The sequence below is a fragment of the Acidaminococcus sp. HCP3S3_H5 genome (genome assembly GCF_052122235.1).
Taxonomy (GTDB): Bacteria; Bacillota; Negativicutes; order Acidaminococcales; family Acidaminococcaceae; genus Acidaminococcus.
The window spans coordinates 406,523-419,260 of record NZ_JBQKCS010000001.1; the positions used below are offsets into that span (position 1 = coordinate 406,523).

The window sequence follows — 12,738 nt, forward strand, 5'->3', positions numbered from 1 at the left end:
TCCTATAAATTGTCTGTTCTGGTGTATAATAGAGGAATATTATTACTATTCCCGGCTGAATTTCCAGCTGACGGATCCGGTCCGGCTGCTGGATGAAGCCCTGGCCCGCCTGATTCTGGACGGACAAACCTGATGTTCCGGCAGAAAATCCACCAGCTGACCAGGGACCCCCGCCGGTAACCAAACCATGGTCCCCAGGGGCGGCAGGCCGGTTGCCTGCAAATTGCACCGGGTCCGTAGGGGCGGCAGGCCCGGCCGCCCGCAAAATTTACCCATTCAAAGGAGAATCTCATAATGAAATTTACCACCTACACCCAACTGCCTCCGGAAGCCAAAGCTCTGCGGGAAGAAGTCTTTTGCCAGGAACAGGGATTCCAGGAGGAATTCGACAGCCAGGATCAGGCCTCACATCACGGTCTCCTGTGGGATGACCAGGAAGAAGCCGTGGGGGTCTGCCGTTTCTTCCCCGGCGAGGAACCGGGAATCTGGATCCTGGGACGGATTGCCGTGAAAAAGCGGCTCCGGGGCAAAGGCGCCGGCAGCCTGCTGGTAGAAGGCACCGAAAAAGCCGTAAAAGAGCTGGGCGGGACAGAAATCCGTCTCCATGCCCAGGTCCGGGCCAAACATTTCTACGAAACCCTGGGGTATGAGGCCTACGGTCCGATAGAACCGGACGAAGGGGTCCCCCATCAGTGGATGAAGAAGCAACTGGAATAAAGACTGTTCCATGTTTTGGAAAGGAGAATGTGTGTATGATCCAGGATAAAGATTTCCGACAGCTGGCGGAGCTTTCACCTTTCGGCACCTATATGGTGACCCCGGACCGGACCATCGTCTATTGGAACCGGGCGGCGGAACAGATTACCGGCTACAGGGCGGAAGAAATGATCGGTATCCGCTGTCCGGAGACAAAGCTGGATCATATGGATGAAAATGGCCGGCCTCTGTGCAGGACCTACTGTCCCCTGTTGGCCTCCATGGACCAGAAAAAGCCCCTATCCAAAAAGCTGGTTTTCACCCATAAAGACGGAACCATGAGGGTGATCCAGGCCCATTTTGTGCCTCTCACCGATGGACAGGGGCAGATCCGGATGGTGGCAGAAATCTTTGAGGAAGTAAGCCTGCTGGACCGGGGAACCCTGATCGTCCAGAACCTGTATTCCCTGGCCTATCACGATGCCCTCACCGGGCTGCCCAACCGGATGTTCCTGGATACCCTGCTGAAAATGCGTTTTTCGGAGTACCATCGGCTCCATCGGCTGTTTGCGGTGCTGTTTGCGGATATCGACCATTTCCACGATTTCAACGGAAAGTATGGCCACCCGGCTGGGGACCGGATGCTGAAGGCCTTTGCCCACGCCGCCACCCACTCCATCCGGTCCACAGATACCCTGGGCCGCTGGGGCGGGGAGGAATTCATCGGGATCTACCCCATCAAGAACAGATCGGACATCATCCCCATTGCCAACCGGTTCCAGCACATGGTGGAACAGTCCTTCATCCACCACGAAGAACATCCCCTCCACATTACCATGAGCGTGGGGATCACCGCAGTGCAGGAAGGCGACACCCCGGAATCCATCATCCAGCGGGCGGACGATTACATGTATGAAGCCAAGAAAAAAGGACGGAATACCATTGTGCATGATGAAGTGGAATGACAAGGGGGTGTGAAAAAATTCACACCCCCGTTATCTGCCTTTTATCTCCCTGCCAGGGCCGACTTTACAATATACTTCCTGCACTGCCAGTACACCACAGCCAGCACCGCGGTGGCTATGATCCAGCTCACCGGGTAGGCCTGGATCAGGGTCAGGTAATCCCGGTGGCTGGCGAACACGGTGTAGATCCACACCAGCCGGACCCCGCAGATGCCGATCAGGGCCACAATGGCCGGGGGCAGGGAATAGCCGTAGCCCCGGAGAGCTCCGGAGAGGATATCCATGGCCCCGTTAAGGTAAAGGGTATCCCCCACCCACCAAAGCCGCAGCACCCCCAGCCGGATCACCTGGGGATCCGGGTTGAAGAATCCGATTACATGCTCCCCGAACAGCAGGATGGGCACGGTGATGCACAGCAGGAACAGTCCTTCCACCCAGAAGGCTGCCTTGGTAGTGGCAAAGCACCGGCTCAGCTTCCGGGCCCCGTAGTTCTGGCCCACAAAGGTGGTGGTGGCCTGGCTGAACCCGTTTACAAAGCAGTAGATGTTGAATTCGATGATTACGGAAGCGGCAGCCGCCGCCATGGCCGCGGTGCCCAGGCTGTTGATGGAAGACTGGATCACCACATTGCTCATGGCAAAGACCATGCCCTGGATTCCCGCAGGGAGCCCGATGTGGAGGATTTTTCCCATTTCATGGCCGTTCAGCCGCATCTTGTGCCGCTGGAGCCGGATGGGCTGAGGGGTACGGCACAGGAGCACAAACAGGATGCCGGAATTCACGGCAAAGGACAGTACCGTGGCACTGACCACCCCGGTAATCCCCCAGTCGAACACGGTCACAGACAAAAGATCCAGGGTGATGTTCAGGAGATTGGCTGCCACCAGGCTGTAGAGCGGGGTCTTCCCGTCTCCGCAGCTGCGGAAAATGGCCGCTTCGAAGTTGTACAGGGTCAAAAAGGGCATCCCCAAAAGGAAGATCCGCAGATAGGTGGCCGCCAGATCGTGGACCTCTTCCGGCACCGCCAGGAGCTTCAAGGCCGGATGGGCGATCAGTTCCCCCACCGCCGTCAGCAGAACCCCCAGGCCCAGGGCCATGACAATGGCGGTCTGGACAGTCTCTTCCACTTTTTCCTGCTTCCCGGCTCCCAGATACTGGGCAATGGTCACATTGGCCCCCAGGGAGATCCCGATCAACAGGGTCACCAGGAGCCCGATCACCGGCATGTTGTTCCCTACGGCCGCCATGGCGTCCTTCCCTACAAAATGACCCAGCAGGAACACATCCGCACTGTTGAACAGCTGCTCAAACAGCCCCATGAGCCCGATGGGCATGGCAAAAAAGAACAGTTTATCCGCAATGGAGCCATGGAGCATGTCCAGCCCCGGTTTATGGGACTGCTTCTTGGTTTCTGTCATGATTCCTTCCCCTTCCCCACAAATTTCTCATTCCATCAATGCCGGTTCCGGCTCCATTCCCGGATCCGTTTCCGCACGTCTTCCAGGTTCAGGACCCCCAGGGCAAAGCCTTTTTTCACCAGTTCTTCCGGCAGGTATTCGTCATATTTGTCAAATAGCGGCACCTCATGGGGGTAGACCAGTTCCAGGGGATCGATTTCCTTCTGGATTTCTTCCTCCACCACCTGGAAAAAGGTCTCCTCGTCCGCTTCCATAGTAAACTGCATAAAGAAGGGACGGAAGGGATCCAGCTTCTTCAGTCCCAGTTTTTGGGCGCATTTCAGGTTCAGGAACCGTTCCAGGGCCAAAAAGCCATAGCTCCCCAGCCAGGGCAGAAGGCACCACATCTTCCCGCCCAACTGGATCAGAGGCTTTTCCGCCGCGCCCGAGGCTTTGGCGGTGAACCGGGCCTGCTGGAGCCGGGCCACGGCGTTTTTCATCAGATAAGGATAGGACCGGTCCTCCCGGAGCACCTGGCGCATCCTCTCCAGCACTTTTGTATGGATATCCCCGGGACATTCTCCAAAATAAGCGGGCACTTTTCCCTTAACCAGTTCGCAGTAGATCACATGGCGTTTCCGGTCCACTTCCAACACCCGCCATACATGACCAGCCAGGGCGATCTTTTCTCCCGGAGGAGGGGGCGCCACCACGGTGCCCAGTTCCTGGGAATCGCACCGGACGGTGAACTCCTCGTTTTCCTGGAACACCCCGTAAAATTTGAAGGAACTGATCACCCGTTCCCCGGCAAGGCCCACGATCAGGCCCCCCTGTTCGGTCCTTGCAATATGGTCTTCGGCGATCAGATACCGGAGGAGCACCTTGTAATCTTCCTGGGTGATCCGGTGGAAATAGCTGAGCCGGAGCACCCGGTCCGCCAGAGCCGCCGGAGACATTTCCCCATTGCTGGCCAGGACGCTCATGGTCTGGTGGTACAGGAGACTGTAGGGCAGCCGGTCCAGCCGGGGCGGTTCCACCCATTTTTCCTCCAGGTACAGCTGGATCAGGGCGATGCCCTGAAGCAGCTTCCAGGGGATGGTGGCCGGCAGCATGGCCCGGATCTCCGGCTCGTCCTCCCGGATCACGAACCACATTTCCGGAGGCAGGTCCCGCCGCCCGGTCCGGCCCATCCGCTGAAGGAAGGAAGACACCGTCCAAGGCGCATCGATCTGGAAGGCCCGCTCCAGCCGGCCGATGTCGATGCCCAGTTCCAGGGTGGACGTAGTGACGGTGGTCAGGCTCCGGCTTTCATCTTTCATCAGTTCTTCCGCTGTTTCCCGGTAGGAGGCGGACAGATTCCCGTGGTGGATCAAAAACCGGTCCGGCTCATGGTTCAGCTCGCAGTACTGCCGGAGGCTGGTGGTGACCCCTTCACATTCTTCCCGGGAATTCACGAACACCAGGCACTTTTTCCCCCGGGTGTGCTCGAAGATGTATCCCAGTCCCGGGTCCGCCTGGGCCGGAGCCTGGTCGGTCTTCACATCCAGTGCCGGCAGGGCCTGGAGGTCCGCCCGGTCCTCCCCGGCCTGGGCGTCTTTCACGTAAAAATGTTCCATGGACAGCCGCCATTTGGTCCCCGGGGCCTTCACCTGGGGGATCAGGGTCTTCCGGCCTGTACCCAGGCTCAGGAATCCCCCCACCTTTTCCGGGTCTCCCAGGGTGGCCGAAAGACCGATCCGCCGGGGATTCACCCCGGCCAGCCGGGACAGCCGCTGGATCAGGCACAGGGTCTGGCCTCCCCGGTCCCCCCGGAGCAGGGAATGGACTTCATCGATGACCACGAACCGCAGATCCCCGAACAGCCGGGGAATGGCCATGTGTTTGTGGAGCAGCAGGGCTTCCAGGGATTCCGGGGTAATCTGGAGGATCCCGGAAGGATGCTTCATCATTTTGGCCTTGTGGGACTGGGAAACGTCCCCATGCCAGTGCCACACCGGGATGCCCCCTTCTTCACAGAGAGGCTGGAGCCGGAGGAACTGGTCATTGATCAGGGCCTTGAGAGGACCGATGTAGATGCACCCCACGCTTTTGGGCGGATTCTGGGCAAACAGGGACAGGATGGGAAAGAAGGCCGCCTCGGTCTTCCCGGAGGCGGTGGAAGCAGTAAGCAGCAGGTTCTGGTCCGTGTTCAGCAGCACATCTCCGGCCGCCACCTGGATGGGCCGCAGTTCCGACCACCCCTGGCTGTAGATGAAATCCTGGACAAAAGGTGCATACCGGTCAAAGATATTCATGGCAATCCTTTCTTATACGGTGAACTCCGCAAATTCCGGAGCGGTTTCCTCCCCTTCCACGGCGTTCTGGGCATACTGGAAGCTGTCGGACTGGAGCAGGGCTTCCACCTTCAGTTCCGGATGCTGGTACAGGATGTCCAGCACCTCGATGAAGTCCCGGATTACTTCCCGGGGAGTGATGTGGGAATCCGCCCCGATCCGCTGGAATTCGATCCGGATGAAGGCCACCAGATCTTCCTGGGTCACTTTCGGGGCATAGCCGTAGAGCACCCCGTGGATCTCCGCCAGTTTTTCCACCAGCACCAGCATTTCGTCGCTGGTAAGAGGCTGGAGCCGGATCACCGGTGCCAGCAGGTCCTTGTGTTCTCCGGCAAAATGGCCTTCCGCCAGCCGGGACCGGAGGGCCTCATAGCTGTACACTCCCCGCCGGGGGTCTTCCATACACTGGGGAGTGCCTCCCATGATGATGCCCAGGTAGTGGGCCTTTCCCTGGAGGGTATCGTTGTACATGGTGAGAATCTTTTCGTAGTTGTACTGCCGGGTGATGGCATGGGGAATCTTGTAGATGTTCACCAGTTCGTCGATGCACACCAGGAGCCCGGCGTAACCGGCCTGCTTCAGGAACAGAGCGAAGATCTTCAGATATTCATACCAGTCTTCATCGGAGATGATGATGTTCACTCCCAGTTCCTGGCGGGCTTCGGTCTTGGTATGGAATTCTCCCCGGAACCACTGGATCACCTTTGCCTTGGTGGCTTCGTCCCCCTGGCGGTAGGACCGGTAGTACAAAGTCAGCAGCCGGGCAAAATCGAACCCGTGGACCATTTCACTGAGGGCCTGGATCACCTGGCCGATTTTCTGTTCCACCAGGGTATCCAGTCGGCCGTCCGTAAGGGCCAGGCCCGTTTCCGTCACCACTTGCTGCTGGACCTGGTTGATCCACCGGTCCAGGATCAGAGGCAGGGCGCCTCCTTCGGGACGGGTCCTGGTGGCCATGTTCCGTACCAGTTCCCGGTAGGTGGCCAGTCCCTGTCCTTTGGTGCCCTGGAGCCGCCGTTCCGGGGACAGGTCGGCGTCCACCACCACGAAATCCTTTTCCATTACATAGTTCCGGAGGGTCTGGAGCAGGAAGCTTTTCCCGCTGCCGTACCGGCCCACAATGAACCGGAAAGAAGCGCCCCCGTCGGCAATCACGTCCACATCGTGGAGCAGGGCGTCGATTTCGTTCTTCCGGCCTACGGTAATGTAAGGCAGCCCGATCCGGGGCACCACGCCCCCTTTCAGGGAGCTGATAAGGGTCCGGGCAATCCGTTTGGGTATCTTCAGCGTCATGGTTCTATCGTTCCTTTCAGGTCATCCGCATAATCTTCGATCACAGAAGGCGGGTCCCCGGCTTCCAGCACCGTATCCCCGAATTCTTCGTAACATTTTTCGTTGATGCTGTCTGTTAAAATAGAAGGCATCAGCCCCTTGGCCCCGGTCCAGGAGGTGTCTTCCCCATAGAGCAGGTCGTGGAGGTAGCGGTATTCCTCTTCTGTCAGATTCCAGGGCCGGGCCGGTTCGGCCGGTTCCGGGGGTGCTTCTCCAGAGGCCGGAGAGATTTTGCCGGATTCCGGTCTTTGTCCTGCAGCTTCCTGACCGGAAACTGCCGGGGCCGGAGCCATTTCCGAAGGTTCCGGAGCCTTTTGTGCTGCCGGGGCTTCCGTTCTGTCCTCCAGGGAAGGCAGACCTTCCTCCCGCCGTTCCTCTTCCGTCATCAGTCTGTCCCGGGTCACCGCCGCATCCTGGCGGATCTGGTCCAGCTGATCCAGATGGAACACCACTTTCCGTTTTTCCGCTTCCTTCTGTTCCTTCCGGTCCTCTTCCACCCCCTGGTGGACCAGCCGGGTGAGCCATTTGTAGGACAGGGGCTGCTGGAGGGGCTGAGGGAAGTCCAGTTCCTCCCGGAGGAGGCCGTCCAGGGTCTTCATCAGTTTTCCCAGCTTCCGGAGCTGTTTGGAGGTGTACACGTAATGGCGGAAGGTCCAGATGCCCTTCCGGTCCCGGTAGATGCACAGGGGATTCACCGCCACCGTAAGATCCCGTTTGTCCTCCTTCCGGAGGAATACGGCGTTGGCAAACAGCTCCAGCCATTCGTAGCCGGGCCCTCCCACATGTTCCTCCAAAAAAGATTTTTTCCGGTGGGTCTTCCAGTACCCCTGGATCATCCGGTAGATCCGGCCCAAAAGCCGCACGGTGTCTTCCGGTTTCTGTTTGTACAGTTTGGACCGGCTTATATGGTAGGTGGAAAAAAGGTCCAGGGCGTCGAAGAGTTCCTGGTCCGTGGCATTTTCCCAGTCATCCAGCACCAGATAGGCTTCATCCTGCCGGTTCCGCTGGGTTTCCGGCAGCAGGGCGGAATTCAGCTGGTAATACAGCACGTAATCCCGGAGCCACTGGTGGAGATAGGGCAGGATCCGGTCGTCCAGGAGGCCGTAGGTTTCCCCGAAAGCCTTCAGTTTCTCATAACCGTCCTCGGGATTTTCCACCCCGATCTGGTTCAGCAGTTCGTATATATAAAGGAAAGCATAGGTCAGAGAGGTCCGTTCCAGCTGCTGATGCCGGAGCCGGGTCCGCCAGCCGAAATACCCCCGGAGCTCTTTGTCCGTAAGCACCCGGTAGGTGGGATAGTAATGGAGTACCGGCAGGTCGTACACGGTGTCATCCTCGTAATCCGCCGCCAGTTTCCCCTGGCGGACGAACAGTTCCGGAGTGGTCTCATACCGGCTGGAGTCGTCCTTTTCCATGGCCCGAAGCTGCTGGAGCAAAGGGGGCAGCGGTTCGGGCGGGGTCCGGGGCTTGATGGGCTCTGAAGCATACATTTTCTGGAGCAGCCGGAAACTGGCCGCCTTCTCCTCCGGTGTCTTCTTCACAAATTCCATGCCCCTCCCCCTTTCTCCCAACTGGAAAGAATTTCAGCCAAAAGCAAACATTTTTTCACCAATCTTTATTATAAACCGAAAGAGGAGGCTGTTGCAAGAGCAACAGCCTCCTCTTTCCTTCACTCCCTTACGCCATGCAGGTGGTGCAGTTCTTGGACTGGGGGAACAGCAGCTTCCACAGGCATCCTTCCAGGACCACCCCTTCTTTGGGGTCGGTACCGGCTTTGAGAGTGGTGTCGATGACATAGCTGACAAAATCCGCCGCTTCCTGGACGCACCGGTTCAGATCTTTGCCATTGAGCACATAGCCCAAAAGGGTGCTGGTGAACACATCTCCTGTACCGCAGGTGGCAAAGGGCAGCTTCTTCACTTCATAGGCTTCCGGGAACAGCTGGCTGGGTTCACTGCTGACGATTTTCAGATGTTCCTTATCGCAGGGCACACTGGTGATCACCACCTGTTTGGGTCCCAGGGCCAGCAGCTTGTCGCAAAGGGCTTCCAGCTCGTCGTCAGTGGGGGCTGCGTCTTTCCAGGGCGTATCTGTCAAGAGGCAGGCTTCCGTATAGTTGGGGGTGATCAGAGTGGCATGGGCCACCAGTTTCTTCATGGCTTCCACCATGGAAGCATCGAACACCGGGTACAGCTTCCCGTCATCTCCCATGGCCGGGTCCACCACGGCAATCCGGTCTTCCCCGGCAAATTCCTCAATGGCGGCGATTACCTGCTCCACCTGGGCAGGCCCTGCCAAAAAACCGCTGTACACCGCATCGAACCCAAGGCCCAGTGCCTTCCACTGGTCCCGGTACCCGGCCATCAGGTCCGTCAGATCCCGGGAAACGAATTTCCCGTAAGTCAGGTTGTTGCTGTACAGAGCCGTAGGGAACGGGCACACCTGGTGTCCCATGGCGGACAGCACCGGCATGGCCGCCGTCAGGGAACAGCGGCCGAAAGAACAAAGGTCATGGATGGCCAGAACACGTTTGATTTTCATGGAAATACCACCTTTCAATTGCAGAAAATTGGACACGGGCAAATGGACAAGCATTATCTGTATTGTACCCCATATGAGCCAGAGATGCCAGAGCGGGTTGCTGCTCTTCCAATTGTTGTACTGACAACGGATTTTCCCGGTTATTCCATGTATACTTGAACCATGGAAAAACAGACTGCTGCCAAAGGAGATGTTTCATATGGGAAAGAAAATTACGGATAAAGTCACCTGGGTTGGGAAAATCGACTGGGAACTGACGGAGTTCCATGGCCATGAATATTCTACGGAAAAAGGCTCCTCCTACAATTCCTATCTGATCCGGGGAGACCAGAAGACGGTGCTGATGGACACGGTCTGGAAGCCCTTTGATGAAGAATTCGTGGCCAATCTGAAACAGGAAATCGACCTGAAGGCCATTGATTATATTGTGATGAACCACAACGAAAACGACCACAGCGGTGCCCTGCCGGCCCTGATGCGGGAGATTCCCCACACCCCCATCTACTGCACCCAGAAAGGGGAAGCCATTCTCCGGGGACTGTATCACCAGGACTGGAATTTCGTCACCGTGAAGACCGGGGACACCCTGGACCTGGGGGGCTCTCAGCTGGTGTTCATCGAAGCTCCCATGCTCCACTGGCCGGACACCATGTTCACCTACATGACCGGGGAGAACATCCTGTTCAGCAACGACGGATTCGGCCAGCACTACGCCAGCGAAACCCTGTTCAATGATGCATTGGACAAGGGGGAACTGTACCGGGAAGCCATGAAGTATTATGCCAACATCCTGAACCTGTACAGCCCCATGGTCACCCGGAAGATCGCCGAGATTCTCAAGATGGGCGTGCCGGTAAGCATGATCTGCCCCAGCCACGGGGTAATCTGGCGGGATGATCCCCTGCAGATCGTCAAGGCCTACCAGGAATGGGCCCAGAATTACCAGGAAAACCAGGTGACCCTGATTTACGACACCATGTGGAATTCCACCCGGCGGATGGCGGAATGCATCGCCGAAGGCCTGATGGAAGCGGACCCCACCCTGACGGTGAAGATCTACAACTCTGCAGTGGATGACAAAAACGACATCGTGACGGAAGTGTTCAAATCCAAGGCCATCCTGGTAGGGTCCCCCACCATCAATTACGGGTTCCTGTATTCCATCGGGGGCATTATGGAAATGATCCGGGGCCTGAAGTTCAAGAACAAAAAGGCCGCTGCTTTCGGCAGCTACGGCTGGAGCGGAGAAGCGGTGAAACAGATCACGGAACTGCTGGGCGGTGCCGGGTTCCAGTTGGTCAACGAAGGGCTCCGGTGCCAGTGGGCCCCGGACCAGGCCAGCCAGGAGCTGTGCCGGAAGTACGGAAGAGAATTTGCGGAAGCGGTGAAATAAAATACGAAGGGGGTGTGAAAAAATTCACACCCCCGGTCACTGGTCTCTTGTCACTGGTCACTGGACGAAGGAAGCCGCCGGGTCAAGGCCCGTGGCGCTTTTGTCCAGCCCCTGGAGGCAGGCGGTCACTTTTTTGTAGGTTCCGCCCTTTACCAGGCAGAACTTTTCCAGGATCTTGGGGTCCGCCCCGGCCAAAGGATCCCGTATGGCCTTTGTGCCGGTATTTTTCAATTCCGTCAGCTCCACGGTTTTCCCGGCTGAAGCCGCTGCTCCCGTTGGCTTGACAGCCGGTTCCGGAGCCGCGGCAGAAACCAGACCGCCATGGGTTTCCCGGAAGGGATTGGCTTTGGCCGGTCCATAGTTTTCAATTCTGTCAAGCCTCCTGCATATGTGCTGTACCTTTTTATTTATAGCAAAAAACCTGCCCTGTCAACACAGGTGCAGGTTTTGTCATGGTTTGTTCAAGAAGTTGACGCAAACGGCCGTTTCTATTTCAATTTTTTGGTACGCGTAGGATCGATGATGAACCCGCTGCCGCTGGGAGAAGGTCCCACGTAGCCCGGGACATTTTCAAAGACGGTCTTCCCTGCACCCGCGGCACTTTTCCCCTGGCTGTTGAACAGCCCTTCCGTGATCCTTACCGTAGCTTTATTTTCCCCTGTAGATGCATCATAATACGTTTTGGTATTCTTTTGGTAATCTGCTGCCAGCTGACTGAAGGTCATCCCCTTGTTTGCCTCTGCGGAGTAATAGGAAAACACCGTTACCCCATCGGTTTGGACCCTGGCGAACCAGCCGTCCCCTTCTTTGGTCTGGATGTTCAGCTTCCGGGCCAGTTCCTGTCCGGCGGCACTGTCCGAAGCAATTACCAGGGTTTTGGAAGGTTTCCCCTGGAGCACATCCGCCAGCCCCTCATACCGTCCCTGCCGGAGCCGTTCGATGATATCTTTCGCCGTGGTGGCGGCCGGGAGTTTTTTCTTGGAAGCTTCCCCCAGGAGAGCGCTGGCGTTGTTGAAGACGGAATTGATGGAGCTGGGCAGACCTCCGTCGGCCGCATGGGAATAGACCATCCATCCCAAACCCACAATGATGGCAAGCATCAGGGCGTATTCGATGATGTCCTGTCCTTTCTGTCGTCTCATTGTTTCCATCTCCTTTACGGTCTTATTAATCAATTATAGCATATTTTGAGGGAGAAAAGCCGTACAAACCTGACTTCCTGTCAGCCCCTTCATGTCCTCCGGCACCGGGGCTTCCAGGAATATTTCCTTGCCGGTCCTGGGATGGCGGAACCGGACGGTCCAGGCGTGGAGGGCCTGGCGGGCAATCCTTGGGTCCCTTGTGCCGTACACCGGGTCCCCCACCAGAGGGTGCCCCTTGTGGGCGAAATGGACCCGGATCTGATGGGTCCTTCCGGTAAGGAGATGGATCTTCAGCACCGTATGGTCCCCTCCGCCAGCCAGGATCTCATAATCGGTCACTGCCGGCCGTCCGTCTTCCCGGACCATCCACCGGTCCACCCCTTCTGCCACCCGGCCGATGGGAAGATGGATCCGGCCCCGGGGTTCTGCCAGATCCCCTTCACACACCGCCAGGTATTCCCGGTAGATTTCCTGGTGGCTGCGGGTGAGGGCGTGTTTGGCAAAAGCGGATTTGGCCACCAGCAGAAGGCCCGTGGTGTCCCGGTCCAGCCGGTACAGGGGATGGATGCCGCATTTCTGCCCCGACTGGCGGAAATACCCTCCCACCGCCTGGACCAGGGTATCCCGGGCCCCGGACCAGGTGGGGTGGATCAGCATGCCGGCAGGCTTGTCCACCGCCAGCAGGTCCTCATCCTCGTACAAAATGGCAAGAGGCAGATGGACCGGGATCACCGCCGCCGTTTCTTCCCATTGGAAAACAAGCCGGTCCCCGGCCTCCAGCCTGTGAGAAGGACTGGAAACCGGGGATCCGTTCACGGTAATGGTGCCGTTCCATTTGATTTTCCGCCAGAGTTTTTCCGAAAGGTGCATGGGACCCCGGGCTGCCTGGCGGACGCAGCATCCGGCATGGTCCCGATCCACCTGGTACGTCAGTTCCAT

Annotated in this window: 11 protein-coding genes; 3 read left to right on the forward strand and 8 right to left on the reverse strand. The window is 57.7% G+C overall.

Translation table 11 applies throughout. The features are described from left to right. The first annotated feature begins 294 nt into the window (after positions 1-294). A complete protein-coding gene (locus ACTQY5_RS02060) occupies positions 295-717 on the forward strand; it encodes a GNAT family N-acetyltransferase (RefSeq protein WP_302575901.1) in 423 nt (140 codons plus the stop codon). Between the two features lie 35 nt (positions 718-752). After that, positions 753-1,661 carry a sensor domain-containing diguanylate cyclase gene (locus ACTQY5_RS02065; RefSeq protein ID WP_303224978.1) on the forward strand — a complete coding sequence of 303 codons (909 nt, stop codon included), beginning with the start codon at positions 753-755 and terminating at the stop codon, positions 1,659-1,661. 41 nt (positions 1,662-1,702) lie between these two features. Here the strand turns inward: ACTQY5_RS02065 and ACTQY5_RS02070 are convergent, their stop codons facing one another. From ACTQY5_RS02070 to ACTQY5_RS02090, 5 genes are all read right to left on the reverse strand, one after another. Beyond that, complete coding sequence (locus ACTQY5_RS02070) at positions 1,703-3,079, reverse strand: MATE family efflux transporter (protein WP_441368708.1); 1,377 nt, start codon at positions 3,077-3,079, stop codon at positions 1,703-1,705. Positions 3,080-3,114: 35 nt separating this feature from the next. Next, positions 3,115-5,352 carry a DEAD/DEAH box helicase gene (locus tag ACTQY5_RS02075; RefSeq protein WP_441368709.1) on the reverse strand — a complete coding sequence of 746 codons (2,238 nt, stop codon included), beginning with the start codon at positions 5,350-5,352 and terminating at the stop codon, positions 3,115-3,117. A 12-nt stretch (positions 5,353-5,364) separates the two neighbouring features. Further along, a complete protein-coding gene (locus ACTQY5_RS02080; RefSeq protein WP_441368710.1) occupies positions 5,365-6,684 on the reverse strand; it encodes an ATP-binding protein in 1,320 nt (439 codons plus the stop codon). After that, on the reverse strand, positions 6,681-8,273 hold the full coding sequence (locus ACTQY5_RS02085) for a TerB N-terminal domain-containing protein (protein WP_441368711.1): 1,593 nt from the start codon (positions 8,271-8,273) through the stop codon (positions 6,681-6,683). The genes ACTQY5_RS02080 and ACTQY5_RS02085 overlap by 4 nt, the downstream gene beginning before the upstream one ends. Before the next feature lie 127 nt (positions 8,274-8,400). Then, complete coding sequence (locus tag ACTQY5_RS02090) at positions 8,401-9,264, reverse strand: pyridoxamine kinase (RefSeq protein ID WP_441368712.1); 864 nt, start codon at positions 9,262-9,264, stop codon at positions 8,401-8,403. Positions 9,265-9,463: 199 nt separating this feature from the next. Between ACTQY5_RS02090 and ACTQY5_RS02095 the strand changes: the two genes are divergently transcribed. Next, positions 9,464-10,657, forward strand: coding sequence for an anaerobic nitric oxide reductase flavorubredoxin (locus ACTQY5_RS02095; protein WP_441368713.1), 1,194 nt, complete (start codon positions 9,464-9,466; stop codon positions 10,655-10,657). A 57-nt stretch (positions 10,658-10,714) separates the two neighbouring features. Here ACTQY5_RS02095 and ACTQY5_RS02100 read toward each other — a convergent pair whose 3' ends face one another. From ACTQY5_RS02100 to ACTQY5_RS02110, 3 genes are all read right to left on the reverse strand, one after another. Beyond that, positions 10,715-10,903 carry a hypothetical protein gene (locus ACTQY5_RS02100; RefSeq protein ID WP_441368714.1) on the reverse strand — a complete coding sequence of 63 codons (189 nt, stop codon included), beginning with the start codon at positions 10,901-10,903 and terminating at the stop codon, positions 10,715-10,717. 242 nt (positions 10,904-11,145) lie between these two features. Next, entirely contained in the window at positions 11,146-11,799 is a 654-nt protein-coding gene (locus tag ACTQY5_RS02105; protein ID WP_441368715.1) for a Flp family type IVb pilin, read from the reverse strand. 33 nt (positions 11,800-11,832) lie between these two features. Next, on the reverse strand, positions 11,833-12,738 hold the full coding sequence (locus tag ACTQY5_RS02110; RefSeq protein ID WP_154488579.1) for an RluA family pseudouridine synthase: 906 nt from the start codon (positions 12,736-12,738) through the stop codon (positions 11,833-11,835).

Bases quoted from the DNA above. Each gene is read 5' to 3' on its own strand.
- ACTQY5_RS02060 (WP_302575901.1), top strand. From the start codon at position 295: ATGAAATTTACCACCTACACCCAACTGCCTCCGGAAGCCAAAGCTCTG.
- ACTQY5_RS02065 (WP_303224978.1), top strand. From the start codon at position 753: ATGATCCAGGATAAAGATTTCCGACAGCTGGCGGAGCTTTCACCTTTC.
- ACTQY5_RS02070 (WP_441368708.1), bottom strand. From the start codon at position 3,079: ATGACAGAAACCAAGAAGCAGTCCCATAAACCGGGGCTGGACATGCTC.
- ACTQY5_RS02075 (WP_441368709.1), bottom strand. From the start codon at position 5,352: ATGAATATCTTTGACCGGTATGCACCTTTTGTCCAGGATTTCATCTAC.
- ACTQY5_RS02080 (WP_441368710.1), bottom strand. From the start codon at position 6,684: ATGACGCTGAAGATACCCAAACGGATTGCCCGGACCCTTATCAGCTCC.
- ACTQY5_RS02085 (WP_441368711.1), bottom strand. From the start codon at position 8,273: ATGGAATTTGTGAAGAAGACACCGGAGGAGAAGGCGGCCAGTTTCCGG.
- ACTQY5_RS02090 (WP_441368712.1), bottom strand. From the start codon at position 9,264: ATGAAAATCAAACGTGTTCTGGCCATCCATGACCTTTGTTCTTTCGGC.
- ACTQY5_RS02095 (WP_441368713.1), top strand. From the start codon at position 9,464: ATGGGAAAGAAAATTACGGATAAAGTCACCTGGGTTGGGAAAATCGAC.
- ACTQY5_RS02105 (WP_441368715.1), bottom strand. From the start codon at position 11,799: ATGAGACGACAGAAAGGACAGGACATCATCGAATACGCCCTGATGCTT.
- ACTQY5_RS02110 (WP_154488579.1), bottom strand. From the start codon at position 12,738: ATGGAACTGACGTACCAGGTGGATCGGGACCATGCCGGATGCTGCGTC.